Genomic DNA, 20,723 nt, shown 5'->3' on the forward strand with positions numbered 1-20,723 from the left:
ACGCCATCGTCGAGGAGATCAACGACACCCCCATGCGCGTCCTCGGCTACAAGACACCCAACGAGGTTTGGCAGCACGAGCTCGAGGAGATAGCATCATACCGAAACCACCCGAAGACAGGTGTTGCACTCACAAATTGAAACCGGGCGGACACGGAATCGTCACGGCGCTACCATAGGGGCATGGCAACCCGTATCTGCGACGCCGCGGCCATCGAGGCTCTGCTCGCCGCCCTGCACGTCCCGTACCGCATCGTCGAACACGACCCGATCCTCACGGTCGAGGAGGGGTTCCGGCTCGGCGTGGTCGACAGGATCGGCGTGCCGGCCGGCAACGTCGTCAAGAACCTGCTGCTCGCCGACACCCATGGCGGCCTGCTGCTGGTCGCCGCGGCCGGCGCGGCCCGGCTCGACCTCAAGGCGATCGCCCGGACGATGGGCACCACGCGGCTGAGCTTCGCGCGGCCCGACGTCGTGACGGCCCGGCTGGGCGTGGAGCCGGGCGGCGTGTCGCTGTTCTCGCTGCTCGACGCCGCGGCGGACGGCATCCGGCTGGTCGTCGACGACACGCTGCCGAGACTGCCCGGCGACATCGGTTTCCCGGCCGGCGGCAACACGCGCACCGTCGTGTTCGCGGCGGCCGCGCTCCCCCGCGTCGCCGCCGCGCTGCGGCCGGACGCGGTCGTCATGCCGGTCGCGCGCTGAGACTCTCCCCGCGCGGTGCGGACGATATGACGAAGGTGGCCGCACATCCGTACGGGATGTGCGGCCACCTTCGTTCGATCATGCGATACGTGACGCCGCCGTCCGCGGCCGGGCCATACCCGGCGGGACGCTCACGGCGTCACCGGCTCACGCCTCCTCGCCTTTGCCGACCTCGACGCGGGCGAAGGACAGCGCCTGGCCGCCGACCTCCTTGAACAGGTCGCCGACGCTCTTGGACGGGTCCTTGACGAACGCCTGCTCGAGCAGCACGTTCTCCTTGAAGAACGCGTTCAGACGGCCCTCGACGATCTTCGGGACGATCTTCTCGGGCTTGCCCTCGGCCAGGGACTTCTCGGTGGCCACGCGGCGCTCGGACTCGACGACCTCGGCCGGGACGTCCTCGCGGGTCAGCCACTGGGCGCCCATGGCGGAGATCTGCAGGGCGGCCTCGTGGGCCACGGCGGCGCCGGCCTCGTCGGTCGCGATCATCGCCACGATGCTCGGCGGCATCTCGGCGGACTTCTTGTGCGCGTAGATCTCGACGTGCGGGCCTTCGATCTTGGCGACCTGGCCGACCTTGACGTGCTCGCCGAACAGCGCGGCGGCCGACTCGACGGCCTCCTTGACGGTGCCCTCGTCGGCGGCGGCCGCGAGCACATCGTCGACGGTGGCGGCGTCGGCCTTGACGGCGTAGCCGAGCACGGTCTCGGAGAACTCGACGAACTTCGGGGTCTTGGCCACGAAGTCGGTCTCGGAGTTGAGCTCGACGGCGTAGCCGGCCTGGCCGTTCGCGGTCTCGACGACGGTGGAGGCGATGGTGCCCTCCTGGGCCTTGCGGCCCTCACGCTTGCCGGCGGCCTGGATGCCCTTGGCGCGGATGATCTCCTTGGCGCGCGCGACGTCGCCCTCGGCCTCGGTCAGGGCCTTCTTGACGTCCATCATGCCGGCGCCGGTCTCTTCACGCACCTGCTTGATCAGAGCTGCAGTGATTGCTGCCATTGCTGTGTCTCCTCGTAGAAAATTCGTATGCCCCACGCGATGGGAGGCGGGTCACCTCCCATCGTACGGGATGATCACTCGGCCTTGGCCTCTTCGCCCTGGGCTTCGGCGGCGGCCTCGGCGGCCGGGGCCTCGGCGGTGGCGCCCTGGGTCAGCAGATCCTTCTCCCACTCGGCCATCGGCTGCTCGTCCTCGGCCTTGGCGGCCTTGCCCGAACGCTCGAGCAGGCCGTCGGCGACGGCGTCGGCCATCAGGCTGGTCAGCAGCTCGATGCCGCGGATCGCGTCGTCGTTGGCCGGGATCGGGTAGTCCACGGACTCCGGATCGGTGTTGGTGTCGACGATGGCGACGACCGGGATGCCCAGCTTGTGGGCCTCCTCGACGGCCAGCGCCTCCTTGTTGACGTCGACGACGAACATCGCGGACGGGGTGCGGGTCATGTTGCGGATGCCGCCCAGCTGCTTGGCGAGCTTGTCCTTCTCGCGCTCGAGCAGGAGCAGCTCCTTCTTCGTCAGGCCGGAGCCGCGCACGTCGGTGAAGTCCATCTCCTCAAGCTCCTTGAGGCGGGAGACGCGCTTGGACACGGTCTGGAAGTTGGTCAGCATGCCGCCGAGCCAGCGCTCGGAGACATACGGCATGTTCACGCGGGTCGCCTGCTTGGCGACGGCCTCCTGGGCCTGCTTCTTGGTGCCGACGAACAGCACGGTGCCGTTGTGGGCGACCGTCTGCTTGATGAAGTCGTAGGCGGTGTCGATCATGTCGAGCGACTTGAACAGGTTGATGATGTGGATGCCGTTGCGCTGGGTGAGGATGTACTGCTTCATCTTCGGGTTCCAGCGGCGGGTCTGATGGCCGAAGTGCAGGCCGGCCTTGAGCATGTCGCTCATCGTGATCTGAGCCATGGTATGACTGCCTTTCTTTGTCGGTTCTTGCCTGGCCATGCGCACCTGCGTGCAATCCCCGAGGGGACCGACCGACACAGGCCGTCGCGGGCATGGCGCGATGTGCGTGCGCCGGGTAGGGAACATCGGGTGGATCCGCCCGCCTGCGACCGCGGAGGGACCCGGTTGGCGCACGAGGCACGATGATAGCATACGGCCCCGCCATCACGCGGATGGCGGGGCCGTGGGCATCGATGGGTATGCGGGGCGCTCGGTGGAGGCCTACGGACAGCCCACCGGGCTGTCCAAACGGAACGCTGCCGCGTACCGCCATACTGCCTCGCGCTCGATACGATCGCGCTCGGCGCCGCCCTACAGACAGCCCACCGGGCTGTCTCAACGGAACGCTACGCGTACCGCCACGTTACCTCGCGCTCGAGCAATCGCGCTCGGCGGCAGCCTACGGACAGCCCACCGGGCTGTCCGTTTAACGGCTGCCGCGCATCATACGCATGGCTTTGCGGCGCTCCTCCTTTTCCAGGCGGTCGATGTAGACGTGGCCGTCGAGGTGGTCGCACTCGTGCTGGAGCATGCGGCCCATGATGCCCGTGCCCTCCAGCACCACGGTCTTGCCGTCCAGGTCGATGCCGCGCACGCGGGCGTAGTCGGCGCGCCTGGTGGCGTACCACAGGCCCGGCAGCGACAGGCAGCCCTCGTCGCCGTACTGCTCGCCGCGCGTCTCCTCGAGCACCGGGTTGAGCACGTAGCCGACCTTGCCGTCGATGTTGTAGGAGAACGCCCTCAGCCCCACGCCGATCTGGTTGGCGGACAGCCCGGCGCGCCCGGGGTCGTCCACGGTGTCCAGCAGGTCCTGCACCAGGCGGCGCACCGCCGGCGTGATGGTCTCGATCGGGTCGCACGGCGTGCGCAGCACGGGGTCGGGCACGACGCGAATCTCACGAATCGCCACAATGATCTCCTCTTCGATGTTCCGTTGGCGGGACGCCGCTACCGCTCGTCGGCGGCGGGCCCGGCATCCTCGGCGGCCTCGGGGCCGGCGCCCTCCCCGGGGCCGGCGTCGTCCTGCTGCTGCCGCTTCATCATCTCGGATACGCTAGCAATCGAATCAGACATGTTCGTCCTCGCCTGGTCGAACGCCTGGCGGACCTTCGGGCTGACGTTCTCCGAGGCCTGGCGCACGCTCTCCGAAGCCTGCTTGACCGTCTCCGAGGTCCGGTCGATGATGCGCACCGCGGCGGAGGCCGGGCGCGGGGCGCTCCTCGGCGCGTACAGCACGTCCTCGATGAGCTGCGCGTACCGTTCGAGCACCTTGGGGCGCACGACCTTCATGCTCGGGGTGAGCGTGCCCTCCTCCTGCGTGAAGTCGTGGTCCAGGATGACGAACTTGCGCACCGACTCGGCGCGGGAGACGCTGAGGTTCGCCCGGTCGACGTACTGCTGGACGTAGGCGCGGACCGCGTCGTTCTGCGCGATCTGCTCCGGCGGCATCTGCGGGTCGAGCCCCTGCGCGGCCAGCCAGGAGGACGTCATCTCGTCGTCCAGCGCGACCAGCGCCCCCACGAACGGCTTGGCGTCGCCGACAAGCACGGTGTGCGAGACGATCGGGCAGGTGGTGATGACGTCCTCCATCGGCGCGGGGCTGATGTTCTTGCCGCCCGCGGTGATGATGATGTCCTTCTTGCGCCCGGTGATGAACAGGAACCCCTGGTCGTCGATGTGGCCGAGGTCGCCGCTGTGCAGCCACCCGTCCTCGCGGCGCACCTCGGCGGTGAGCTCGGGCTGCCTGTAGTAGCCCAGGAACACGTTCGGCCCCTTGATCATCACCTCGCCGTCGTCCTCGGTCCTGATCGCGATGCCGGGGCCGGGACGGCCGACCGAGCCGACCTCGTTGGCGTCCTGGAAGTTGACCACGCACGGCGCCGCGGTCTCGGTCATGCCGTAGCCCTGGATGAACGTGATGCCGTCCATGCCGTTGAAGAAGTGCGCCAGGTCGGCGTTCATCGGGGCGCCGCCGCAGGCCAGGTACTTCAGGTTCGGGCCGAGCGCGGAGCGCACCGACGAGCCGACGGTCCTCATGTAGAACGCGTGGCCCAGCCGGTCCGCGAGGGAGTGCGCGCCGCCCGCCATCTCGTCCTTCGACCACTTGGTGAAATGCTCGACGGCCTTGGCGAAGATCAGGCCGCTGACGCCGGTGCCGGCCTTCTGCGAGGCCGCGTTGTACACCTTCTCGAACACGCGCGGCACGCCGAGCAGGTAGGTGGGCTTGAAGCCGCGCAGGTCGGCGAGCAGATGGTCGGCGTTCGGGATGTAGCCCACCACGCCGTTGGCCCCGATGGCCACGTACTGGATGTACCGGGCGAAGCAGTGCGCGAGCGGCAGGAACAGCAGCAGGCGGCTGGGCTGGTAGAGCATGTCGTCGAGCACGTCGTAGCCGGCGTACACGATGTGGGTGAAGTTGCGATGCGACAGCATCGCCCCCTTCGGCCGGCCCGTCGAGCCGGACGTGTACACGATCGTCGCCAGGTCGTCGGCCTTGACCCGGGCGATGGCGCGGTGCAGGTCGTCGTCGTCCACGCCCTCGCCGAAGTCGACCACCGCGTCCAGGCCCCCGGCGCGGAAGTTGAACACGTACCGCAGCGAGGGATGGCCGGCGCGCAGCTCCTCCAGCACGCGGGCGTGGTCGTCGTCGCCGGCGAACGCGATGGCGGGCTCCACGTCGCCGACGATGCTCCCCGCCTGGCGCGCGGAGTCGGTCTCGTAGATGGGCACGGTGACCACGCCGATCGCGGCGCAGGCGAAGTCGACGACACCCCACTCGTAGCAGGTCGGCGAGTAGATGACCACCATGCTGCCCGGCTTCATGCCGAGCCCCAGCAGCCCCTTCGCCACCGCATGGACCCGCGCCAGCATCTCGTCCGCCGTCACGTCGTGCCACTGACGCCGTTCATCCTGCCACTGGGCGACGACGCCCCGACCGTCGCGCGCCGCGCGGGCGCCGAGCAGCGAATAGATCGTGTCCTCGTCGGTCGTGGGATGGATGACGTCCACAGAATATTCACGCAACATGAATCCAATCTTAATGCCGGCGCGCGGCGGACCGCACCGGGTGAGTTGTGCGGTCCGCCGCGCCCCTCATGCTACCCGCGCGGGGCCGGTGCCGCCGGCCCGGACCGCGGCGCGGCGCCGGGCGGCGTGTACAGGTCGTCCCTCCTTCAACCGACGTCGGCGAGGGTGCACATCCACCGGCTGCCGATGCGCCGGAGCACGACGTTCGCCTGGTACCGCCGGTCGCCGACCGTCATGAACACCGAGGTGTCCAGCGAGGTCGGGCTGACGAGCGTGCCCTCCAGGTTGTCGGGCATGGCCGGCAGGTAGTACTTCGTCTCCCGCCGGGTGCCGTAGGCGATCGCATGGCTGTCCACCAGCTTGGCCATGGCCTCCAGGCGCCGCAGGCACGTCTCGGTCATCGCCCGCCTAAGCGCCGGCGGCGGCGTGCGTCCCCGCATGATGTCCACGGCCGCGCACGCCACCCGGCATGCGGACCTGGCCAGCGCGCGGCACTCCTCGGGGCCGGGCTCGCCGCGGAAGCACCGCGCGATGTGATAGCGCACGGGCCTGTCCGAGAGCTCGACCTCCAGCAGGCCGTCGATGCTGCCCAGGCCGTGCTGCGGCCGTTCCGGCCGCATGTCGTTGATGTCGTTCATGGCTGTCTCCTTGTAGGGGCTCGGCGCCGTCGCGGATCGACGGCGTGATCAGCCAAGCACATCACAACGGACAAGGCCCCGCCACCGGCGGGGCCAATATTGTGGAATTGTGCATAACTTCGGCGTGTCAGCCCGGGCGGTGGGCGCTGACGACCATGTCGCAGCGCTGGAAGCTCTTCAGGTCGACGTACCCGGTCGAGGCCATCGCGCGGCGCAGGGCGCCGATGAAGTTCGTGGTGCCGTCGGCCTGGTGGCTCGGCCCGAACAGGATCTGCTCGAGCGTGCCGACCGTGCCGACGTCGGTGCGGAACCCGCGCGGCAGGGTCTGGTGGCGGGCCTCGGCCCCCCAGTGCATGCCGTGGCCCGGGGCCTCCGTCGCGCGCGCGAGCGGCGCGCCGAGCATCACCGCGTCGGCGCCGAGCGCCAGGGCCTTGATGAAGCTGCCGGAGTCGCCCATGCCGCCGTCGGCGATCAGCTCGACGTAGCGGCCGCCGGACTCGTCCATGTAGTCGCGGCGGGCCTCGGCCACGTCCGCGATCGCGGTCGCCATCGGCGCCTCCACGCCGATCGTGGCGCGGGTCGCGGAGACGGCGCCGCCGCCGAAGCCGACCAGCACGCCCGCGGCGCCGGTGCGCATCAGGTGCAGCGCCGCCGTGTAGTTCGACACGCCGCCGACGATGACCGGGACGTCCAGGTCGTAGATGAACCGTTTGAGGTTCAGCGGCTCGTGCGTGCGCGACACGTGCTCGGCGGACACCACGGTGCCGCGGATCACGAACAGGTCCACGCCGGCCTCGACCACCGTCGAGTAGAACTGCTGCGTGCGCTGCGGCGACAGCGCGCCCGCCACCGTCACGCCGGCGTCGCGGATCTCGTGCAGGCGGCGGGTGATCAGCTCGGGCTTGACCGGCTCGGCGTAGATGCGCTGGATGCGGGCCGTCGCCTCGGCGGCGGGCAGCGACGCGATCTCGTCGAGCATCGGCTGCGGGTCGTCGTAGCGGGTCCACAGGCCCTCGAGGTCGAGCACGCCGAGCGCGCCGAGACGCCCCATCGCGATCGCGGTCGCCGGGCTGGTCACCGAGTCCATCGGGGCGCCGATCACCGGGACGTCGAACTCGTAGGCGTCCACCTGCCACGCGGTCGACACGTCGTTGGTGTCGCGGGTGCGGCGGGACGGGACGATGGCGATGTCGTCCAGCCCGTAGGCGAGACGACCCTTCTTGGCCAAGCCGATTTCAATTTCCTGAGACATGCCTCCAAGGCTAATGCTCAGGCGTGACACCGCGCCGCCGGCGTCAGCATCGTGGGACGGCGCGGGCGCTCGTTACAAACATGCGATATGACTGGAGGGACCAACATGCACCATGACAGGACCGTGACAGGAGGAAGCATGGCCAGAATCAAGGTCGAAGGCAAGGTCGTCGAGCTCGACGGCGACGAGATGACCCGCGTCATCTGGAAGGACATCAAGGACCGTCTCATCCTGCCGTACCTCGACGTCGACCTGGAGTACTACGACCTGGGCATCGAGAACCGCGACGCCACCGACGACCAGGTGACCGTCGACGCGGCCGAGGCGATCCGGCGCGAGCACGTCGGCGTCAAGTGCGCCACCATCACCCCGGACGAGGCGCGTGTCGAGGAATTCGGGCTGAAGAGGATGTGGAAGTCGCCCAACGGCACCATCCGCAACATCCTCGGCGGCACGATCTTCCGCGAGCCGATCGTGATCTCGAACATCCCGCGTCTGGTGCCGGGCTGGACCAAGCCGATCGTCGTGGCCCGCCACGCGTTCGGCGACCAGTACAAGGCCACCGACTTCACGGTGCCGGGCCCCGGACGGCTGACCGTGACCTTCACCCCGGAGGACGGCTCCGAGCCGATCGAGCATGTGGTGTTCGACTATCCGGGCGCCGGCGTCGCCCAGGTGCAGTACAACCTCGACGAGTCGATCCGCGGGTTCGCGCGCGCCTGCTTCAACTACGGCCTGCTGCGCGGATACCCGGTCTACCTGTCGACGAAGAACACGATCCTCAAGGCCTACGACGGCCGGTTCAAGGACATCTTCGCCGAGGTCTTCGAAACCGAGTACCGGGAGCGCTTCGAGGCCGAGGGCCTGACCTACGAGCACCGCCTGATCGACGACATGGTCGCCAGCTCGCTGAAGTGGCACGGCGGCTACGTGTGGGCGTGCAAGAACTACGACGGCGACGTGCAGTCCGACACCGTGGCCCAGGGCTTCGGCTCGCTGGGCCTGATGACCTCGGTGCTCATGACCCCGGACGGCCGGACCGTGGAGGCCGAGGCCGCGCACGGCACCGTCACCCGGCACTACCGCCGCTGGCGGCAGGGCGAGAAGACCTCCACCAACCCGATCGCCTCGATCTACGCGTGGACCGGCGGCCTGAAGCACCGCGCCAAGCTGGACGGCACGCCCGAGGTCGAGCGCTTCGCTCGGACGCTGGAGCAGGTCGTCGTCTCGACGGTCGAGTCCGGCCGCATGACCAAGGACCTGGCGACCCTGATCGGCCCCGACCAGCCGTGGCTGGACACCGACGGGTTCATGGACGCGCTGGACGAGGAGCTCGCCAAGGCGCTGCGCGACTGATCCCGGCTCCCGGCGCCGATGACGCCCGGCCGATCCGCCACGGCGGTCGGCCGGGCGTTTGTTATCCAGCTCCACTACAATCGGGCACAGTTCCAGACAACGATTCGACACGAGCTTAAGGATGGGATTCACGGTGACCTCGCTTCGCAGGAACATGCTCTCCCGTATGACGGCCCTGTGCGCGGCCGCGGTCGCGGCGGCGACGCTGGCCGCGTGCGCGTCACCCGCCGCCGAACCGGGGCCCGACTCCGGCGAGGAGCCTCGGTTCGTCGGCTCGGCGGCGATCTTCACGCCGTCCGACGGGCTGACGATATCCCAGCGCACCCCGCTGAACAAGTGGCAGGCGCTGGTGCCCGAGCTGACCGACGCGCTGGGCGAGCAGGGCTTCGAGGGCGACGCCGTCAGCACGCACACCTCCGATTCGCTCGACCGGCAGAGCCGCGACATCCAGGACTTCGTCGTCGACAGCATCGCCGACGAGTCGGTCGAGGCCGGCGACATCACCCTGATCGTGGCGCCGGCGGTCGAGCAGGACGATTCGACCCGCCAGTACGGCGACTACGTGTCCGGCGAGGTCGCCGGGGGCGACGCGGCGGACGACGGATCGTCCGGCGACGGGGCCTCCGACGGCGAGGCGTCCGAGGGCGGGACCGACGGGGACGGGACCGAGGAAACCGACGAGGAGACCCAGGCCGTGCAGCGGCTGGTCTCCGCACTGAACCTCGCCAAGGATTCGGGCATGCGCGTGGTGCTGCTGTCGGGCACGATCCGGGGGTTCGCGCCGGACGCCTACGTGCGGATGTCCGACGCGAGGCGCATCGGGGTCATCCAGGCCCAGAACATGGTCGACAAGCTCAACCTCGACGGCACCAGCCCGGACAACCCCAAGGCCATCGAGATCCTGCTCCCCCGCGACCCCTCGGCGGATGACGACGCGGACGACGACGCGGACGAGGAGTCCGGCGACGCCGCATCGGACGGCTCCGCATCCGATGCGGAGGGTTCCGCGGACGAGGCCGCGGACGGGTCCGGCGCCTTCGCCCGCGAGGCGTTCGCCGGCATCTGGGAGGTGCTCGGCCCGTACTTCCGCGAGGGCACCGCCGTCAGCCCGTCCGGGCTGCTCGACGCCGACACCACGCAGGACGACTGGCGATCGGTGACGTTCGTCGCCGACAGCGACGAGGCGATCGCCGACGAGCTGACCGGGCGGCTCGGCATGGAGGACTCGCAGACGCACACCCGCATCGACGGCGTCATCGCCATGAACGACTACGTGGCGTCGGCGGTGACCGACCGGCTGGCGGCGCTGGGCTACACCGGCACCTCGGCCGACATCAACCCGTCCATCACGATATCCGGCATCGTCGGCAACATCGCGGGGCAGGTCGACCTGCAGAAGGAGGCCGTCCCCGATCCGATCAAGGCCCCCGAGGAGGCCGGCGACGAGACCGACGAAACCGACATCGAGCAGATCAACTCGCGCTGGCCGATCGTCACCGGGTACGGCGCCTATCTCGACGTCATCCCGCAGATCGTCAACGGCCAGCAGTGGATGACCGCGTTCGAGGACCGCAAGACGCTGTGCCAGGACATCGCACAGGTGTGCGCGCGCCTGGCGCTGGGGCAGTCGCTGGACGGGCTGGACTGCGTCACGCAGGGCGACGTCGACGGCGTCCAGGTGCCCACGGTCACCGAACCGTTGGTGGCGGTCAGCGCCAGCAACCTCAAGGAGACGCTGATCGACCCGGGGTACATCACGCTCGCCGACGCCGGGCTGTGAGTCGCCCCGTGCGGCTCCGGGTCCCATCAGATCAAGGTGGTGCGGATCGAGATGGCGCACGGCGGCCGGGACCGGCGAGCCCCTACGGCTCCGGGACCTCACGACTTGGCATTGAACGGCAGCCGCATTCCGGGCGGGCCCCTTGCGGCCCTGGGCCTCGTGCGATGCTCCCGGACCGTTTGTCCGTGGCCTGACGAGCCCCGTATGGCCCCGGCGCCTCGTGTGATGCTCCCGCACCGTTGGACCATGGCCTAGTGAGCCCCATACGGCCCTGGGGCCGTAGCGCGGTGGAGCCGAACCGTACCACGTCCCATGTGGCCCGTAGAACGACCCAGAAACGGGCGAAGCCCGGTGCACCGTCCGGTCCGGGGCCGGGCTCCGGCCGCCGGGCCCGGTCACGCACCGGGCTTTCGCCCGCAATCGGCGGCGCCGTCCTCGGCGACGGCGCCGGTTGGACTAGCGCCTGACCGGTGCGTAGATGACGTTGTCGATCAGGTCGCGGTAGTACTCGGTGACGGCCTGCCGGCGCGCCTTCATGCTCGGCGTCATCAGGCCGTTGGCCTCGGTGAACTCGTCCGGCACGATCTCGAACTTGCGGATCGACTCGGCGCGCGAGACCAGCTCGTTCGCCGCGTTGACCGCGCGCTCGACCTCGACGCGCACGATGGGGTTCGCGGCCGCGGCCTGCAGGTCGGCGACGGGCGCCGCGCCCTGGGACCTGAGCCACTGGTTCGTCTCGGCGAGGTCGAGGGAGACGATCGCCGCGATGAACGGCCGACGCTCGCCGACCAGCACGCACTGGGCGACCACCGGCGAGGTCATCACCGAGGTCTCGAGCACGCCCGGGGACACGTTCTTGCCGCCGGCGGTGATGATGAGGTCCTTCTTGCGGCCGGTGAGCGTCACGAAGCCGTCGTCGTCGATGGACCCCAGGTCGCCGGTGTGCAGCCACCCGTCGACGATCTGCTCGTCGGTAGTCCGCGGGTTGTTGTGGTATCCGCGGCACACGGCGCGGCTCCTGATGCACAGCTCGCCGCTCTCGTCGACGCCCACCGTCACGCCCTGCAGCGGCAGGCCGATGGTGCCGATCCGGTAGCCGGCGGTCGGGTTCACGGTGGCCGGCGCGCAGGTCTCGGTCATGCCGTAGCCCTCCAGCAGCGGCAGGCCGACGCCGTTGAAGAAGTGCGCGATCGACACGTCGAGCGGCGCGCCGCCGGAGACCGCGTACTCGACGCTGCCGCCGAACACGTCCATGATCTCGGAATACACCAGCTTGTCGTACACCGCGTGCTTGAGCCGCAGCGACACCGGCATCGGCTCGCCCGACTGCTGGACGCGCGACCATTCGCGGGCGATGTGCGTGGCGTCCGCGAAGACGCGCCCCTTGAACCCGGCGCCCGCCTTCTGGGAGGCCGCGTTGTAGATCTTCTCGAAGATGCGCGGCACGGCGAGGATGAACGTCGGCTTGAACGCGCTGAAGTCGCTCAGAATCGTCTTGAGGTTGCTCGACAGGCCGAGCGTGACGTTGCCGGCGAAGCAGAAGAACTGCATGTAGCGCGCGAACACGTGCGCGAGCGGCAGGAAGAGCAGCAGGCGGCGGTTCGGCTTGAGCGCGATGTCCGGCATGGACTGCACGCCCGAGTACGTGATGAACACGAAGTTCCCATGGGTCAGCTCGATGCCCTTCGGCGTGCCGGTCGATCCGGAGGTGTACACGATGGTCGCCAGGTCGGAGCCGCCGATGGCGCGCTCGCGTTCGTAGAACTCGGCGTCGCTGACGGAGCGGCCGAATTCCTGCAGCGTCTCGATGGCGCCGCGGTCGATGACGTACACGTCCTCCAGGTTCGAGCAACGGTCGCGCACCGACTCGATCTTGTCGCGCTGCGCGTCGTTCTCGGCGAACGCCATGCGCACCTGGGCGTCGTTGAAGATCATCTCGACCTGCGCCGGCGAATTGGTCTCGTACACGGGGACGGTCAGCGCCCCGATGGACATGATCGCCATGTCGAGGGCGGTCCACTGCCAGCAGGTGTGGGCGATGACGGACACCGAATCGCCGGGCATGACGCCACGGGCGATCAGGCCCTTCGCCAGCTCGATCACCAGATTCCTGAACTCGACGGCGCTGAACGAACGCCACGTGCCGCCCTGGTCCTTGTATTCGACCAGCGAATCGTGCGGGGCGCGCTCGGCGCGCTCCTCCAGAATGGAGAACAGGTTCTTGTCGTCGTCGATCGGCTCCTGCAGTTGCCGGGTGTATTCCTTGTCCATATCGCTCCCTGATGGTCGGACCCTGACACTTGGATTGTACATGGGCACATGGGCAAAGTTACGATGCCGTAACCGGCTGCGTCGCCACGGGTTTCAGCGCGAGCGCCGTCGGCGACGCCCGCGACTGCGGGTCGAGGTACCGGTCCCGCCCGCGCCTGAGCCCCCAGTGCACGCACCCCCGAGCGCAGTGGTCCGAGCCTCCCCCGACCTCGGCGAACGCCTCGCCCCGACGCACCCGGGCGCCCACGGCGAACCCGCTTCGGGCCGGCTCGAACGTCGAGGTCAGCGCTCCGTGGCCGATCGTGACGACGGATTTGCCCGCCACGGTCCCGTTGAACGCGATGACCCCGTCCGCCGGCGCATGCAGCGGATCCCCCGGCGCGGCCGCGAGGTCGACGCCGCGATGCCCGGCCAGCCACGGTTCGGGCGGCGGTTCGAACACCGCGACCACGTCGGGGTCGCGCACGGGCCACCGCATCGCGGCCCGGCAGCCACCGCCGCGCGCCGCATCCGTGCCGCCTCCCCCGGTTCCGCCGGCACGCGGCGCCCCGGCGGGTCCGGCACCGGCGCACCGCGCCGCCGACCCGCCGGTCCCGGCCGCCATCGCCACCGCAAGGTCGGTACGATCGCCGTCCGCGGCGCCCTCCCACCGCACGACCGACGCGCCCCCGCGCGACGGAGGCGTCGCGATCGCGGCCGCTCCCGCCGCAAGGCACAGCGCCAGCGCCAGCGCGCACAGCAGCGCCGCCGCGCGGCCCCGCTCGCGCCGCTCCCGGAATCGACGCCGCCTGACGCGCCGTCGGTAGTCATGGATATGCATTGGTGCCCCCTGTCGTCGTCCCGTCTGCGCCATCAACTCTCGCAGGTCCGGATCGCGGCGTCGAGCCGGGGCGGCCATTGTGGTCGAACGATACCGGGTTATCCACAATTCGGCGTGTCGCCGCGCGCCGGCCGCCCTGCCGACGCATCCGCGAACGTCCCCGCCCCCTCCTTGTTGATAATGATTATCAATTTATGTATGCTGGACGCCAACGCCGCACGACACCCGCACAAGCCACGCGCACGACCCGCGCGGCTTCGGGACGACACGGCGGCGGCGCCCCAAAGAACGCGACACGACCGGAAAGGCCGACCATGCACACACCACGCAACGACACGAACCGCGCCACCCACGCCGCGCCATCGCGCCGCCGCCGGCGCCGCACCGCCGCGATGGCGGCGACCGCGGCCGGACTCACGCTGCTCGCCGCGTGCGGACCCGCCACGGCACCTGCGACCGACGCCGGAGCGGTCGACTCGAACACCTGTTCGACGACGCTCGCCGTCACGGCCTCGGTCAGTCAATGGGGCGCACTCGCCCGGGAGCTCGGCGGCCCGTGCGTCGCCGTCACCTCGCTGATCGATTCATCGGTCGCCGACCCCCACGACTACGAGCCCACCCCTGCCGACCTCGCCGCGCTCGCGCAGGCCGACATCGTCGTGCTCAACGGCGCCGGATACGACGGCTGGGCATCCGGCGCGCAATTCGACGAGGAACGGCAGACGGTCATCTCCATCGGCGAGCTCATGGGAGTCGACGGCGGGGACCACGACGACACCCCCGAAGATCATGAGGGACACGACCACGGCACTTCCAACCCGCACCTGTGGTTCAGCCCCGAGGCGGTGAAAACCGCCGCGCAGGCGATCGGCGACGCCTACCTCGAGCGCGTCGCGGACGACGGCGACGCCGCGACGCTGACCGGCCTCGTCGACGACTGGAACGACGACTACGCCGAATTCGCCGCGCTGCTCGACCAAGGGCGGGCGCAGGGCGCCGCGCGCGGCTACGTGGCCACCGAATCGATCATCGGCCACCTGCTCGACGCCATCGGCGCCGAGGACCGCACGCCGCAGGCCTACACGAACGCCGTGAACAGCGAGGCCGAGCCGTCGGCGGCCGACCTGAAGGCGGCCACCGAGGCGGTGGCCGACGCCGACGTCGACTTTCTGGTGACCAATCCGCAGGAGATGACCGGCTTCGCCGAACAGCTGGCGCAGGCCGCCGAAACCGCCGGCAAACCCGTCGTCGCCGTGGGCGAGCAGCTCTCCGCCGACCAGGAGACCCTGCTTGGATGGCTGACCTCCATCACCGAGCAGATCCTCGCCGTCGGCGGCGAATAACGAACGACGACCCGCACGCCGGCAACGGCCCATGCACGGCGGGCGGGCGTCATGCCCGACGCGCGGCGCCGACCGGACCGAACGCCCGCGCCGCGGTCTCGAAGGCACGCCGCGCCCGGTGCGCACGGAGCCGGGCGACAAAACCGGGCGACGGAACCGGGCGATATGGATTACGTGGGGCGGATTCGCGGGGCTGCGGACATCCATCTGCGCTACGTGCGGCATCGAAACCCGCACGCCACGGATGCCCGCGGCGGTATTCCGCGGCCGATACCGCGGGCGCCGCCGCCAAGATGCCTCACGTAAGCCCGTTGGATGTCCGCATGGCCCGAAATCCGCTACAGCTTATCCGGATACGGCCGTCAGGCGCGGACTCCTCCGCGGCATCTCCACATCAGTCCACGTGTCCCCGCCGTATCGGACGTATCATTGGCGTACCGGCAGCGCATGTGGTTGTTTGAGGGAATGCGCCGCCGCGGCTCCACACGATCTCACCAACCGACGCGGCGCCGGACGTCGGGCACCTTTCCGGCCATGAACCATGAGGAGTCGTCATGACCGCGCATATGGGGAGGCGCCGCGTCCATCCGGTCGTCGTCGCCGTCATCGCGCTGTTCGTCGCGGCCCTGGTGTTCGCCGGGGTCACGATCGCACGCGGCGTGGGGAACGCCCGCCGGGACGCGCACGAGCGGGCGCTCGAGGCCTGCGAGTCGGCGCGGCGGTCGTTCTCCACGACCTACACCACGTACTCGGCCGCGCTCTCGACGGCCGAGGAGCTCGCCCGGACCCCACAGGACGAGGTCGGCAGCCAGGTCGCGCTGGACGACCTGAACCGGACGCTCGCGCCGATGACCGGCGACGGCGACGGCGCCCTGGCGCCGGACGCGCTGGCCGGGCGCTCGTGCAACGCTTCGATGGACGTCGACGGGCTGGACGCGCTGGCCTCGGACCTGGCGCGCGCCGACAGCACGATGGTCAACCGGATCGCCGACGTGCAGTATCAGATCGACACGGTCCGCGACAGCATCGAGAACCAACGCCGCACGAACGCGCGGGCCGCGCTGCGCGCGCTCGTCGACGACGCCGCCTTCGCCCACGAACACAGCGCCGGCCGGGTCGACGAGGGGCTGCGCGCCACGCTCGACGCGCGCATCGCCGACGCGCGCTCCGCGTTGGACGGCGCCCCGGACATCGACGACGAGACGTGCCGGTCGCTGGGCGACCCGCTGCGCGCGGCCATGGACGACGTCGTCGCGGCGATGCCGTTCGACTGCCACTTCCACGACTGCGTGGCCCTGACATTCGACGACGGGCCGAACGAACGGCTGACCCCGCAGCTGCTCGACGCGCTGGAGGCCGCCGGGGCGCCGGGCACGTTCTTCGTGCAGGGCCAGTTCGTGTCGGGAGGCAACATCGCGATCGTGCGCCGCATGGCCGACGAGGGCCACGACGTCGGCAGCATCTCCTGGCGGCACACGCAGCTGCACACGATGGACGCGGACACGCTCGCCACGTGGTTCGCCGACACCGACGCGGTGATTGAGGAGGCCACCGGCGGCAGGGCCGTCACGCTGTTCCGCCCGCCGGACGGCGCGTGGAACGACGCGGTGCGCGCGCAGGCCGAGACCAGCGGGCAGTCGATCGTCCTGTGGGACGTGGACTCGGGCGACTGGCGCGGCGACCAGGCCGCCGACATCGCGCACACGGTCGTCGAGGGCGCCCGCGCCGGCTCCATCGTGGCCATGCATGACGGCAACCAGGCCACCATCGACGCGATCGCCGACATCGTGCAGGGCCTGCGCGACAAGGGACTGACCCCGGTGACCGTCTCCACGCTGCTCGGATGCCAGATGCGGCCCGGCGTCGCCTACTACGGACTCGACGAGACCGCGGGCGACGAGTAGCGCCGCGAACGGGACGCCGCTCCGCCCCACGGGGCATAGGTGGACATCATGCGGCCATCCCGATGCGATAGGACGCGGCCGGGCCTCGCACGCCCGCCTCATGCCAATCACCCCAATTCGACGGCACGCCGCCACCGTACGATTCCAGCATGGTCCGCCCGCACGCCCGACCCGGGCGGCGTCCGCCGCGTCTGTATGGGAGGAGGCGGGGCCGGTACCATCCACAAGGGCCTGACCTTCTCAAGGCGTCCGCCGCGTCTGTATGGGAGGAGGACTTGCCGGAGACGGGGGCGAAACGCTGGAGCCGGGTCATGGCGGACACGATCCCGCCGCCCGGAACGAGCAGGCTCGAACTATGGATCGGCGACTCGCCGCGCCGTTTGACGGGCGGGCGCCGAACCGCCCGGGCCCGTCCCGTCATGCGGCGCGGCGGGCCCGGGGCGAAAACACCGACCAGACGAGGGGCACCAGATACACGACCAGCGTGACCGACATGCCCGCGCCCAGCGACACGGCGTCCGCCACCCACCCGCACAGCGGCGCGACGGCGGCGGCCACGAGCGTGTTGCCCATCGACAGCACGGAGAACACGGTGGCCCGCTCGTCGTCGTCGATCACGGCGTGGACCCGGCCCGAATAGTAGTTCAGCACCCACGAGTGCACGGTCACGTGCGCGAAGAACAGCGCCAGACCCGACGCCAGCCCCGTGCTCCAGGCGAACGCCGCGCACAACGCGATGTTGCAGACCAGCGGCAGGGCCGGGGACCGGAACGTCCGGCCCACCGGCAGCCTGCGGTTCAGCGCGCCGGCGACCGACTTGGCCACGTTCATCATCACCAGCCCGAGCAGCTGGTTCCACACGCCGTCCGAGCCGATGCCGAGCCTGACCTGCCACAGGTAGTACACGCTCAACGCGCCGACGTCCATGCACAACGCCATCCACCACTCGGGGTAGCGGACGGCCTTGACCAGCGATGTCCTGAACCCCTTCAGCAGTCCGGCCCGCCTGCGCGGCCCGTCGTGCGCGGCGCGGGCCGGCACGGCGGCGAGCGGCAGCATGGCCAGCAGGTAGATGCACGCCGGCACGACCCATATCAGAACGGGGTTCACCGGGTACAGCACCGCGCCGACCACCCCTCCGGCGACGATCGACAGACCGGTCGCCTCGGCGAGCTCCCCGAGGATCTTCTCGAACGAGCCCTCCTCGCGCAGACGGTCGTTGATGAACAACGCGGAGGCCGCGCCGCTTTCGGTGGCCGAGCCGATGCCGGCCAGCGCCTGGCCCAACAGCACGCACCAGAAATCGGACGGGGCGACGGCGAAGCAGATCAGGCCGGCCGCGCGCACGACGTTGCCGACCGCCAGCATCCTCTTGGGCGAGACGTGATCGAACACGATCGACGTCGGCAGCTCCGAGACGACCGACACGACATCGAAGCAGGAGCTGGCGACCATGATCAGCGCGAGCGGCAGACCCGCGCCATGGAAATAGGCGACGTCATAACCGACGAAGACGCCCATCGCAAGACTGAGCAGTATGTTGTACAACTTCGACAACGCAACCCCCCCATCAACAGCGTGACGGCGCACGCCGACGGCCCGCATCGGCGGCCCGTCCGGCCGGCAGGACCTCCCGATCGCGCCGAACGCCCGCACGGCACCGCATCATGAGCCGCGACATGACTCGCCGACATTCGCCCGCGCCGGGCAACGACGAACGCGCCCGCCCCCGCCATGTCCCCATGACAGATCCATCAAGCGCATCCCGCAGGAGGAAGAGCCTTCCGCGACGACGCACGCCAATGAATGTAGTCGGTCGTTTTTCACGCGAATGTCCGGCATGTTACCGTCGGGTTACGAAGGGGCGCGAGGCACGGGCACCGATCGACCGCACGCCCGCCGCGGCAGCGGCCGGCCCGGGCCGACCGGGCGCATGCCGGACGTCCCGCGTCACCGCGACAGACCGCCCTAAGGGGAAAGCGTCATGGTCCCGATCGACGCGGTCACGACCGCACGTCATCCCGCCACGTCCGCGGGCAATCTGCCCGACGACTCGCCGAAGCGCGCGATGGGGGTGGCAAAAACGAAGAAGGCCACCTCCGAAAAGGTGGCCTCCGATGGGCTCCTGCGGCTGGGCTTGAACCAGCGACCGTCCGATTAACAGTCGGATGCTCTGCCAACTGAGCTACGCAGGAATGTCTTCCGTGCTGAGCTGTATGCTGCGCACAAGATGAATATAATACACAGAAACCATCCGGTTGCAAGTTCGGCGTGTCGCCCGCCATTGCAGGCATATCGAGACACCACGCGGCGACCCCCGAGGCACGCCGACCGGCGTCCGCGACCTCACCCCTTTCGGCCATATGGCACGACGCCGCACCACGGCCGGTGACGAAGCCATCGACGAATCGCCCGGCGGGCAGGCCGCCCTCCCACGCCTCGACGCGGGGGCGCCCTGCCGGAACGCCGGTCCAAGCATCTCGCGCAGGGTTCGCGTCCCGCCATGGAGACCAAGGCAGGACACCGACCAAGGCAGGACGACCACGGAATCCGGGTGCTCTTCCGTCCGCGACGCGGCGCATTCCCGCGGCCGCGATGCCCCGCCGCTCAGTCAAGGGCGACGAACACGTACCCGACCGCGCCTTCGGCGAACGTGGCGTCCAGGGCGTACCGATATCCCGGCGTCATCGTGAACGTGGCCTCGGTGCCTGCGAGCGCGGCGTCCACGGACTCCCCGGCGAGCGCGTCCGCCTCGACGCCCTGATACGAGCCCGCCGCGGACGCCGCCCGTTCGACGGCCTGTTCGTTCCACCGGGTGACGGTCAGCGCCGTGGCCGCCCTGTCGAAGACGACCCTGGCCTCGATGGGTCCGTCGATGCGGGCGTCGGGCAGGTCCTCCGGGGCGATCTGGACGGGGTGCGCCGCATCGGCGGCGACCTGGACGGACTCGCCATTCTCCTCATACGTCCATGTGTATCCATTGTCCCGCAGCGCGAGCGTCACCCTCGCCAGGTCGGTGGCGTATTCGAGATCGGCGGTGGCGGGTTGCGACGGATCCGCCGTCGCGGACAGCTCGGTGATCAGGTCGGCGTATGCATCGGCATCCGCCTCGGAGCCTTCCTCGACGACCTCGATGGCGTCGATGCCCGGATACTGTCCCGGGTAGCTTTCCAGCATGATGCCGTTGCCGGAGACGCGCACCACGTTGCCCGTCCGCAGCTCGTCGGGCGTCAGCGACCTTCCGTCCGCTCCCGCGATGTCGGCCTTATCGATGGCCGTCGGCACGAACGGCGAGCCGGTTCGACGGTCGATCAGCAGCAGGCTGCCGTCGTCGAGACGGACGACCATCGCCTCCATATCCGCGGCGTCCTCCGTGGGCGCCACGGCGGGCGATTCGTCCGCGGGCAGGGTCTGGGCCGTCCCGCCGCATCCGGCGGGGATCATGCACAGCGATATGCAGCACAGCATCGGAACGATCATCTTCGCCGCAGGACGTCCCATCGGCGCCTCCCGTCATCCGCCGACCGCGCATCGGCCGGTCCCTGCCCCATACTACATCGGCCGCGGGCCGCGACAGCCCACGCACGGCACCGTTGACGGGACGGCGGCGAGCCGGTATGCCATGATCCATGTCCCGGCAGGTATGGACCGTTATCCTGTGTACGATGGTTCGCCGGACCGCGGGGCC

The 20,723-nt window shown here is 69.8% G+C and carries 15 protein-coding genes, 1 tRNA gene and 1 pseudogene; 6 read left to right on the forward strand and 11 right to left on the reverse strand.

Going from position 1 to position 20,723, the window contains the following annotated elements; all coding sequences use genetic code 11:
• Positions 1–140: pseudogene (locus tag KIH73_RS10885) on the forward strand (IS30 family transposase); the annotation flags it as partial.
• A 42-nt stretch (positions 141–182) separates the two neighbouring features.
• The gene (locus KIH73_RS05380; RefSeq protein WP_219081348.1) at positions 183–704 is read left to right on the forward strand and encodes a YbaK/EbsC family protein; all 522 of its coding nucleotides are present in this window, start codon (positions 183–185) and stop codon (positions 702–704) included.
• A 147-nt stretch (positions 705–851) separates the two neighbouring features.
• Here the strand turns inward: KIH73_RS05380 and tsf are convergent, their stop codons facing one another.
• The 6 genes from tsf to KIH73_RS05410 all read right to left on the reverse strand — a co-directional run bounded on the left by tsf (position 852) and on the right by KIH73_RS05410 (position 7,561).
• Positions 852–1,703: a translation elongation factor Ts gene (tsf, locus tag KIH73_RS05385; RefSeq protein WP_219081350.1), complete on the reverse strand. Its 852-nt coding sequence runs from the start codon at positions 1,701–1,703 to the stop codon at positions 852–854.
• 74 nt (positions 1,704–1,777) lie between these two features.
• Positions 1,778–2,605, reverse strand: a complete 828-nt coding sequence (rpsB, locus tag KIH73_RS05390) for a 30S ribosomal protein S2 (protein WP_219081352.1) — start codon at positions 2,603–2,605, stop codon at positions 1,778–1,780.
• Between the two features lie 466 nt (positions 2,606–3,071).
• The gene (locus KIH73_RS05395; protein WP_219081354.1) at positions 3,072–3,554 is read right to left on the reverse strand and encodes a peptide deformylase; all 483 of its coding nucleotides are present in this window, start codon (positions 3,552–3,554) and stop codon (positions 3,072–3,074) included.
• A 38-nt stretch (positions 3,555–3,592) separates the two neighbouring features.
• Entirely contained in the window at positions 3,593–5,671 is a 2,079-nt protein-coding gene (locus tag KIH73_RS05400; RefSeq protein WP_219081356.1) for an AMP-dependent synthetase/ligase, read from the reverse strand.
• A 146-nt stretch (positions 5,672–5,817) separates the two neighbouring features.
• Positions 5,818–6,309 (reverse strand): Rv3235 family protein, encoded by a 492-nt coding sequence (locus KIH73_RS05405; RefSeq protein ID WP_219081358.1) that lies wholly within the window; start codon positions 6,307–6,309, stop codon positions 5,818–5,820.
• 127 nt (positions 6,310–6,436) lie between these two features.
• Positions 6,437–7,561, reverse strand: a complete 1,125-nt coding sequence (locus KIH73_RS05410) for a GuaB3 family IMP dehydrogenase-related protein (protein WP_219081360.1) — start codon at positions 7,559–7,561, stop codon at positions 6,437–6,439.
• 138 nt (positions 7,562–7,699) lie between these two features.
• On the opposite strand from KIH73_RS05410, the gene KIH73_RS05415 reads away from it, so the two are divergent.
• Positions 7,700–8,917 carry an NADP-dependent isocitrate dehydrogenase gene (locus KIH73_RS05415; RefSeq protein WP_219081362.1) on the forward strand — a complete coding sequence of 406 codons (1,218 nt, stop codon included), beginning with the start codon at positions 7,700–7,702 and terminating at the stop codon, positions 8,915–8,917.
• Positions 8,918–9,071: 154 nt separating this feature from the next.
• Positions 9,072–10,697, forward strand: a complete 1,626-nt coding sequence (locus KIH73_RS05420) for a substrate-binding domain-containing protein (protein ID WP_219081473.1) — start codon at positions 9,072–9,074, stop codon at positions 10,695–10,697.
• Between the two features lie 456 nt (positions 10,698–11,153).
• Here KIH73_RS05420 and KIH73_RS05425 read toward each other — a convergent pair whose 3' ends face one another.
• A complete protein-coding gene (locus tag KIH73_RS05425) occupies positions 11,154–12,968 on the reverse strand; it encodes an AMP-dependent synthetase/ligase (RefSeq protein WP_219081364.1) in 1,815 nt (604 codons plus the stop codon).
• A gap of 58 nt (positions 12,969–13,026) precedes the next feature.
• A complete protein-coding gene (locus KIH73_RS10890; RefSeq protein WP_236022606.1) occupies positions 13,027–13,788 on the reverse strand; it encodes a M23 family metallopeptidase in 762 nt (253 codons plus the stop codon).
• A gap of 314 nt (positions 13,789–14,102) precedes the next feature.
• Between KIH73_RS10890 and KIH73_RS05435 the strand changes: the two genes are divergently transcribed.
• Both KIH73_RS05435 and KIH73_RS05440 read left to right on the forward strand, forming a co-directional pair.
• Positions 14,103–15,131 (forward strand): metal ABC transporter solute-binding protein, Zn/Mn family, encoded by a 1,029-nt coding sequence (locus tag KIH73_RS05435; protein ID WP_219081366.1) that lies wholly within the window; start codon positions 14,103–14,105, stop codon positions 15,129–15,131.
• 554 nt (positions 15,132–15,685) lie between these two features.
• Positions 15,686–17,035 carry a polysaccharide deacetylase family protein gene (locus tag KIH73_RS05440; protein WP_219081368.1) on the forward strand — a complete coding sequence of 450 codons (1,350 nt, stop codon included), beginning with the start codon at positions 15,686–15,688 and terminating at the stop codon, positions 17,033–17,035.
• A 417-nt stretch (positions 17,036–17,452) separates the two neighbouring features.
• Here KIH73_RS05440 and KIH73_RS05445 read toward each other — a convergent pair whose 3' ends face one another.
• The 3 genes from KIH73_RS05445 to KIH73_RS05455 all read right to left on the reverse strand — a co-directional run bounded on the left by KIH73_RS05445 (position 17,453) and on the right by KIH73_RS05455 (position 20,536).
• Entirely contained in the window at positions 17,453–18,592 is a 1,140-nt protein-coding gene (locus KIH73_RS05445; RefSeq protein ID WP_219081370.1) for an MFS transporter, read from the reverse strand.
• 565 nt (positions 18,593–19,157) lie between these two features.
• A tRNA-Asn gene (locus KIH73_RS05450) sits at positions 19,158–19,230 on the reverse strand.
• 412 nt (positions 19,231–19,642) lie between these two features.
• Positions 19,643–20,536: a YobA family protein gene (locus tag KIH73_RS05455; RefSeq protein ID WP_219081372.1), complete on the reverse strand. Its 894-nt coding sequence runs from the start codon at positions 20,534–20,536 to the stop codon at positions 19,643–19,645.
• Positions 20,537–20,723 lie beyond the last annotated feature (187 nt).

It is taken from the genome of Bifidobacterium phasiani (genome assembly GCF_019331775.1).
GTDB classification, from domain to species: domain Bacteria; phylum Actinomycetota; class Actinomycetes; order Actinomycetales; family Bifidobacteriaceae; genus Bifidobacterium; species Bifidobacterium phasiani.

What these genes read in the sequence shown, in the direction of transcription:
- KIH73_RS05440 (WP_219081368.1), top strand. Translation starts at nt 15,686, where the DNA reads ATGACCGCGCATATGGGGAGGCGCCGCGTCCATCCGGTCGTCGTCGCC.
- KIH73_RS10890 (WP_236022606.1), bottom strand. Translation starts at nt 13,788, where the DNA reads ATGCATATCCATGACTACCGACGGCGCGTCAGGCGGCGTCGATTCCGG.
- tsf (WP_219081350.1), bottom strand. Translation starts at nt 1,703, where the DNA reads ATGGCAGCAATCACTGCAGCTCTGATCAAGCAGGTGCGTGAAGAGACC.
- KIH73_RS05380 (WP_219081348.1), top strand. Translation starts at nt 183, where the DNA reads ATGGCAACCCGTATCTGCGACGCCGCGGCCATCGAGGCTCTGCTCGCC.
- KIH73_RS05405 (WP_219081358.1), bottom strand. Translation starts at nt 6,309, where the DNA reads ATGAACGACATCAACGACATGCGGCCGGAACGGCCGCAGCACGGCCTG.
- rpsB (WP_219081352.1), bottom strand. Translation starts at nt 2,605, where the DNA reads ATGGCTCAGATCACGATGAGCGACATGCTCAAGGCCGGCCTGCACTTC.
- KIH73_RS05400 (WP_219081356.1), bottom strand. Translation starts at nt 5,671, where the DNA reads ATGTTGCGTGAATATTCTGTGGACGTCATCCATCCCACGACCGACGAG.
- KIH73_RS05415 (WP_219081362.1), top strand. Translation starts at nt 7,700, where the DNA reads ATGGCCAGAATCAAGGTCGAAGGCAAGGTCGTCGAGCTCGACGGCGAC.
- KIH73_RS05410 (WP_219081360.1), bottom strand. Translation starts at nt 7,561, where the DNA reads ATGTCTCAGGAAATTGAAATCGGCTTGGCCAAGAAGGGTCGTCTCGCC.
- KIH73_RS05425 (WP_219081364.1), bottom strand. Translation starts at nt 12,968, where the DNA reads ATGGACAAGGAATACACCCGGCAACTGCAGGAGCCGATCGACGACGAC.
- KIH73_RS05420 (WP_219081473.1), top strand. Translation starts at nt 9,072, where the DNA reads ATGCTCTCCCGTATGACGGCCCTGTGCGCGGCCGCGGTCGCGGCGGCG.
- KIH73_RS05455 (WP_219081372.1), bottom strand. Translation starts at nt 20,536, where the DNA reads ATGGGACGTCCTGCGGCGAAGATGATCGTTCCGATGCTGTGCTGCATA.
- KIH73_RS05435 (WP_219081366.1), top strand. Translation starts at nt 14,103, where the DNA reads ATGCACACACCACGCAACGACACGAACCGCGCCACCCACGCCGCGCCA.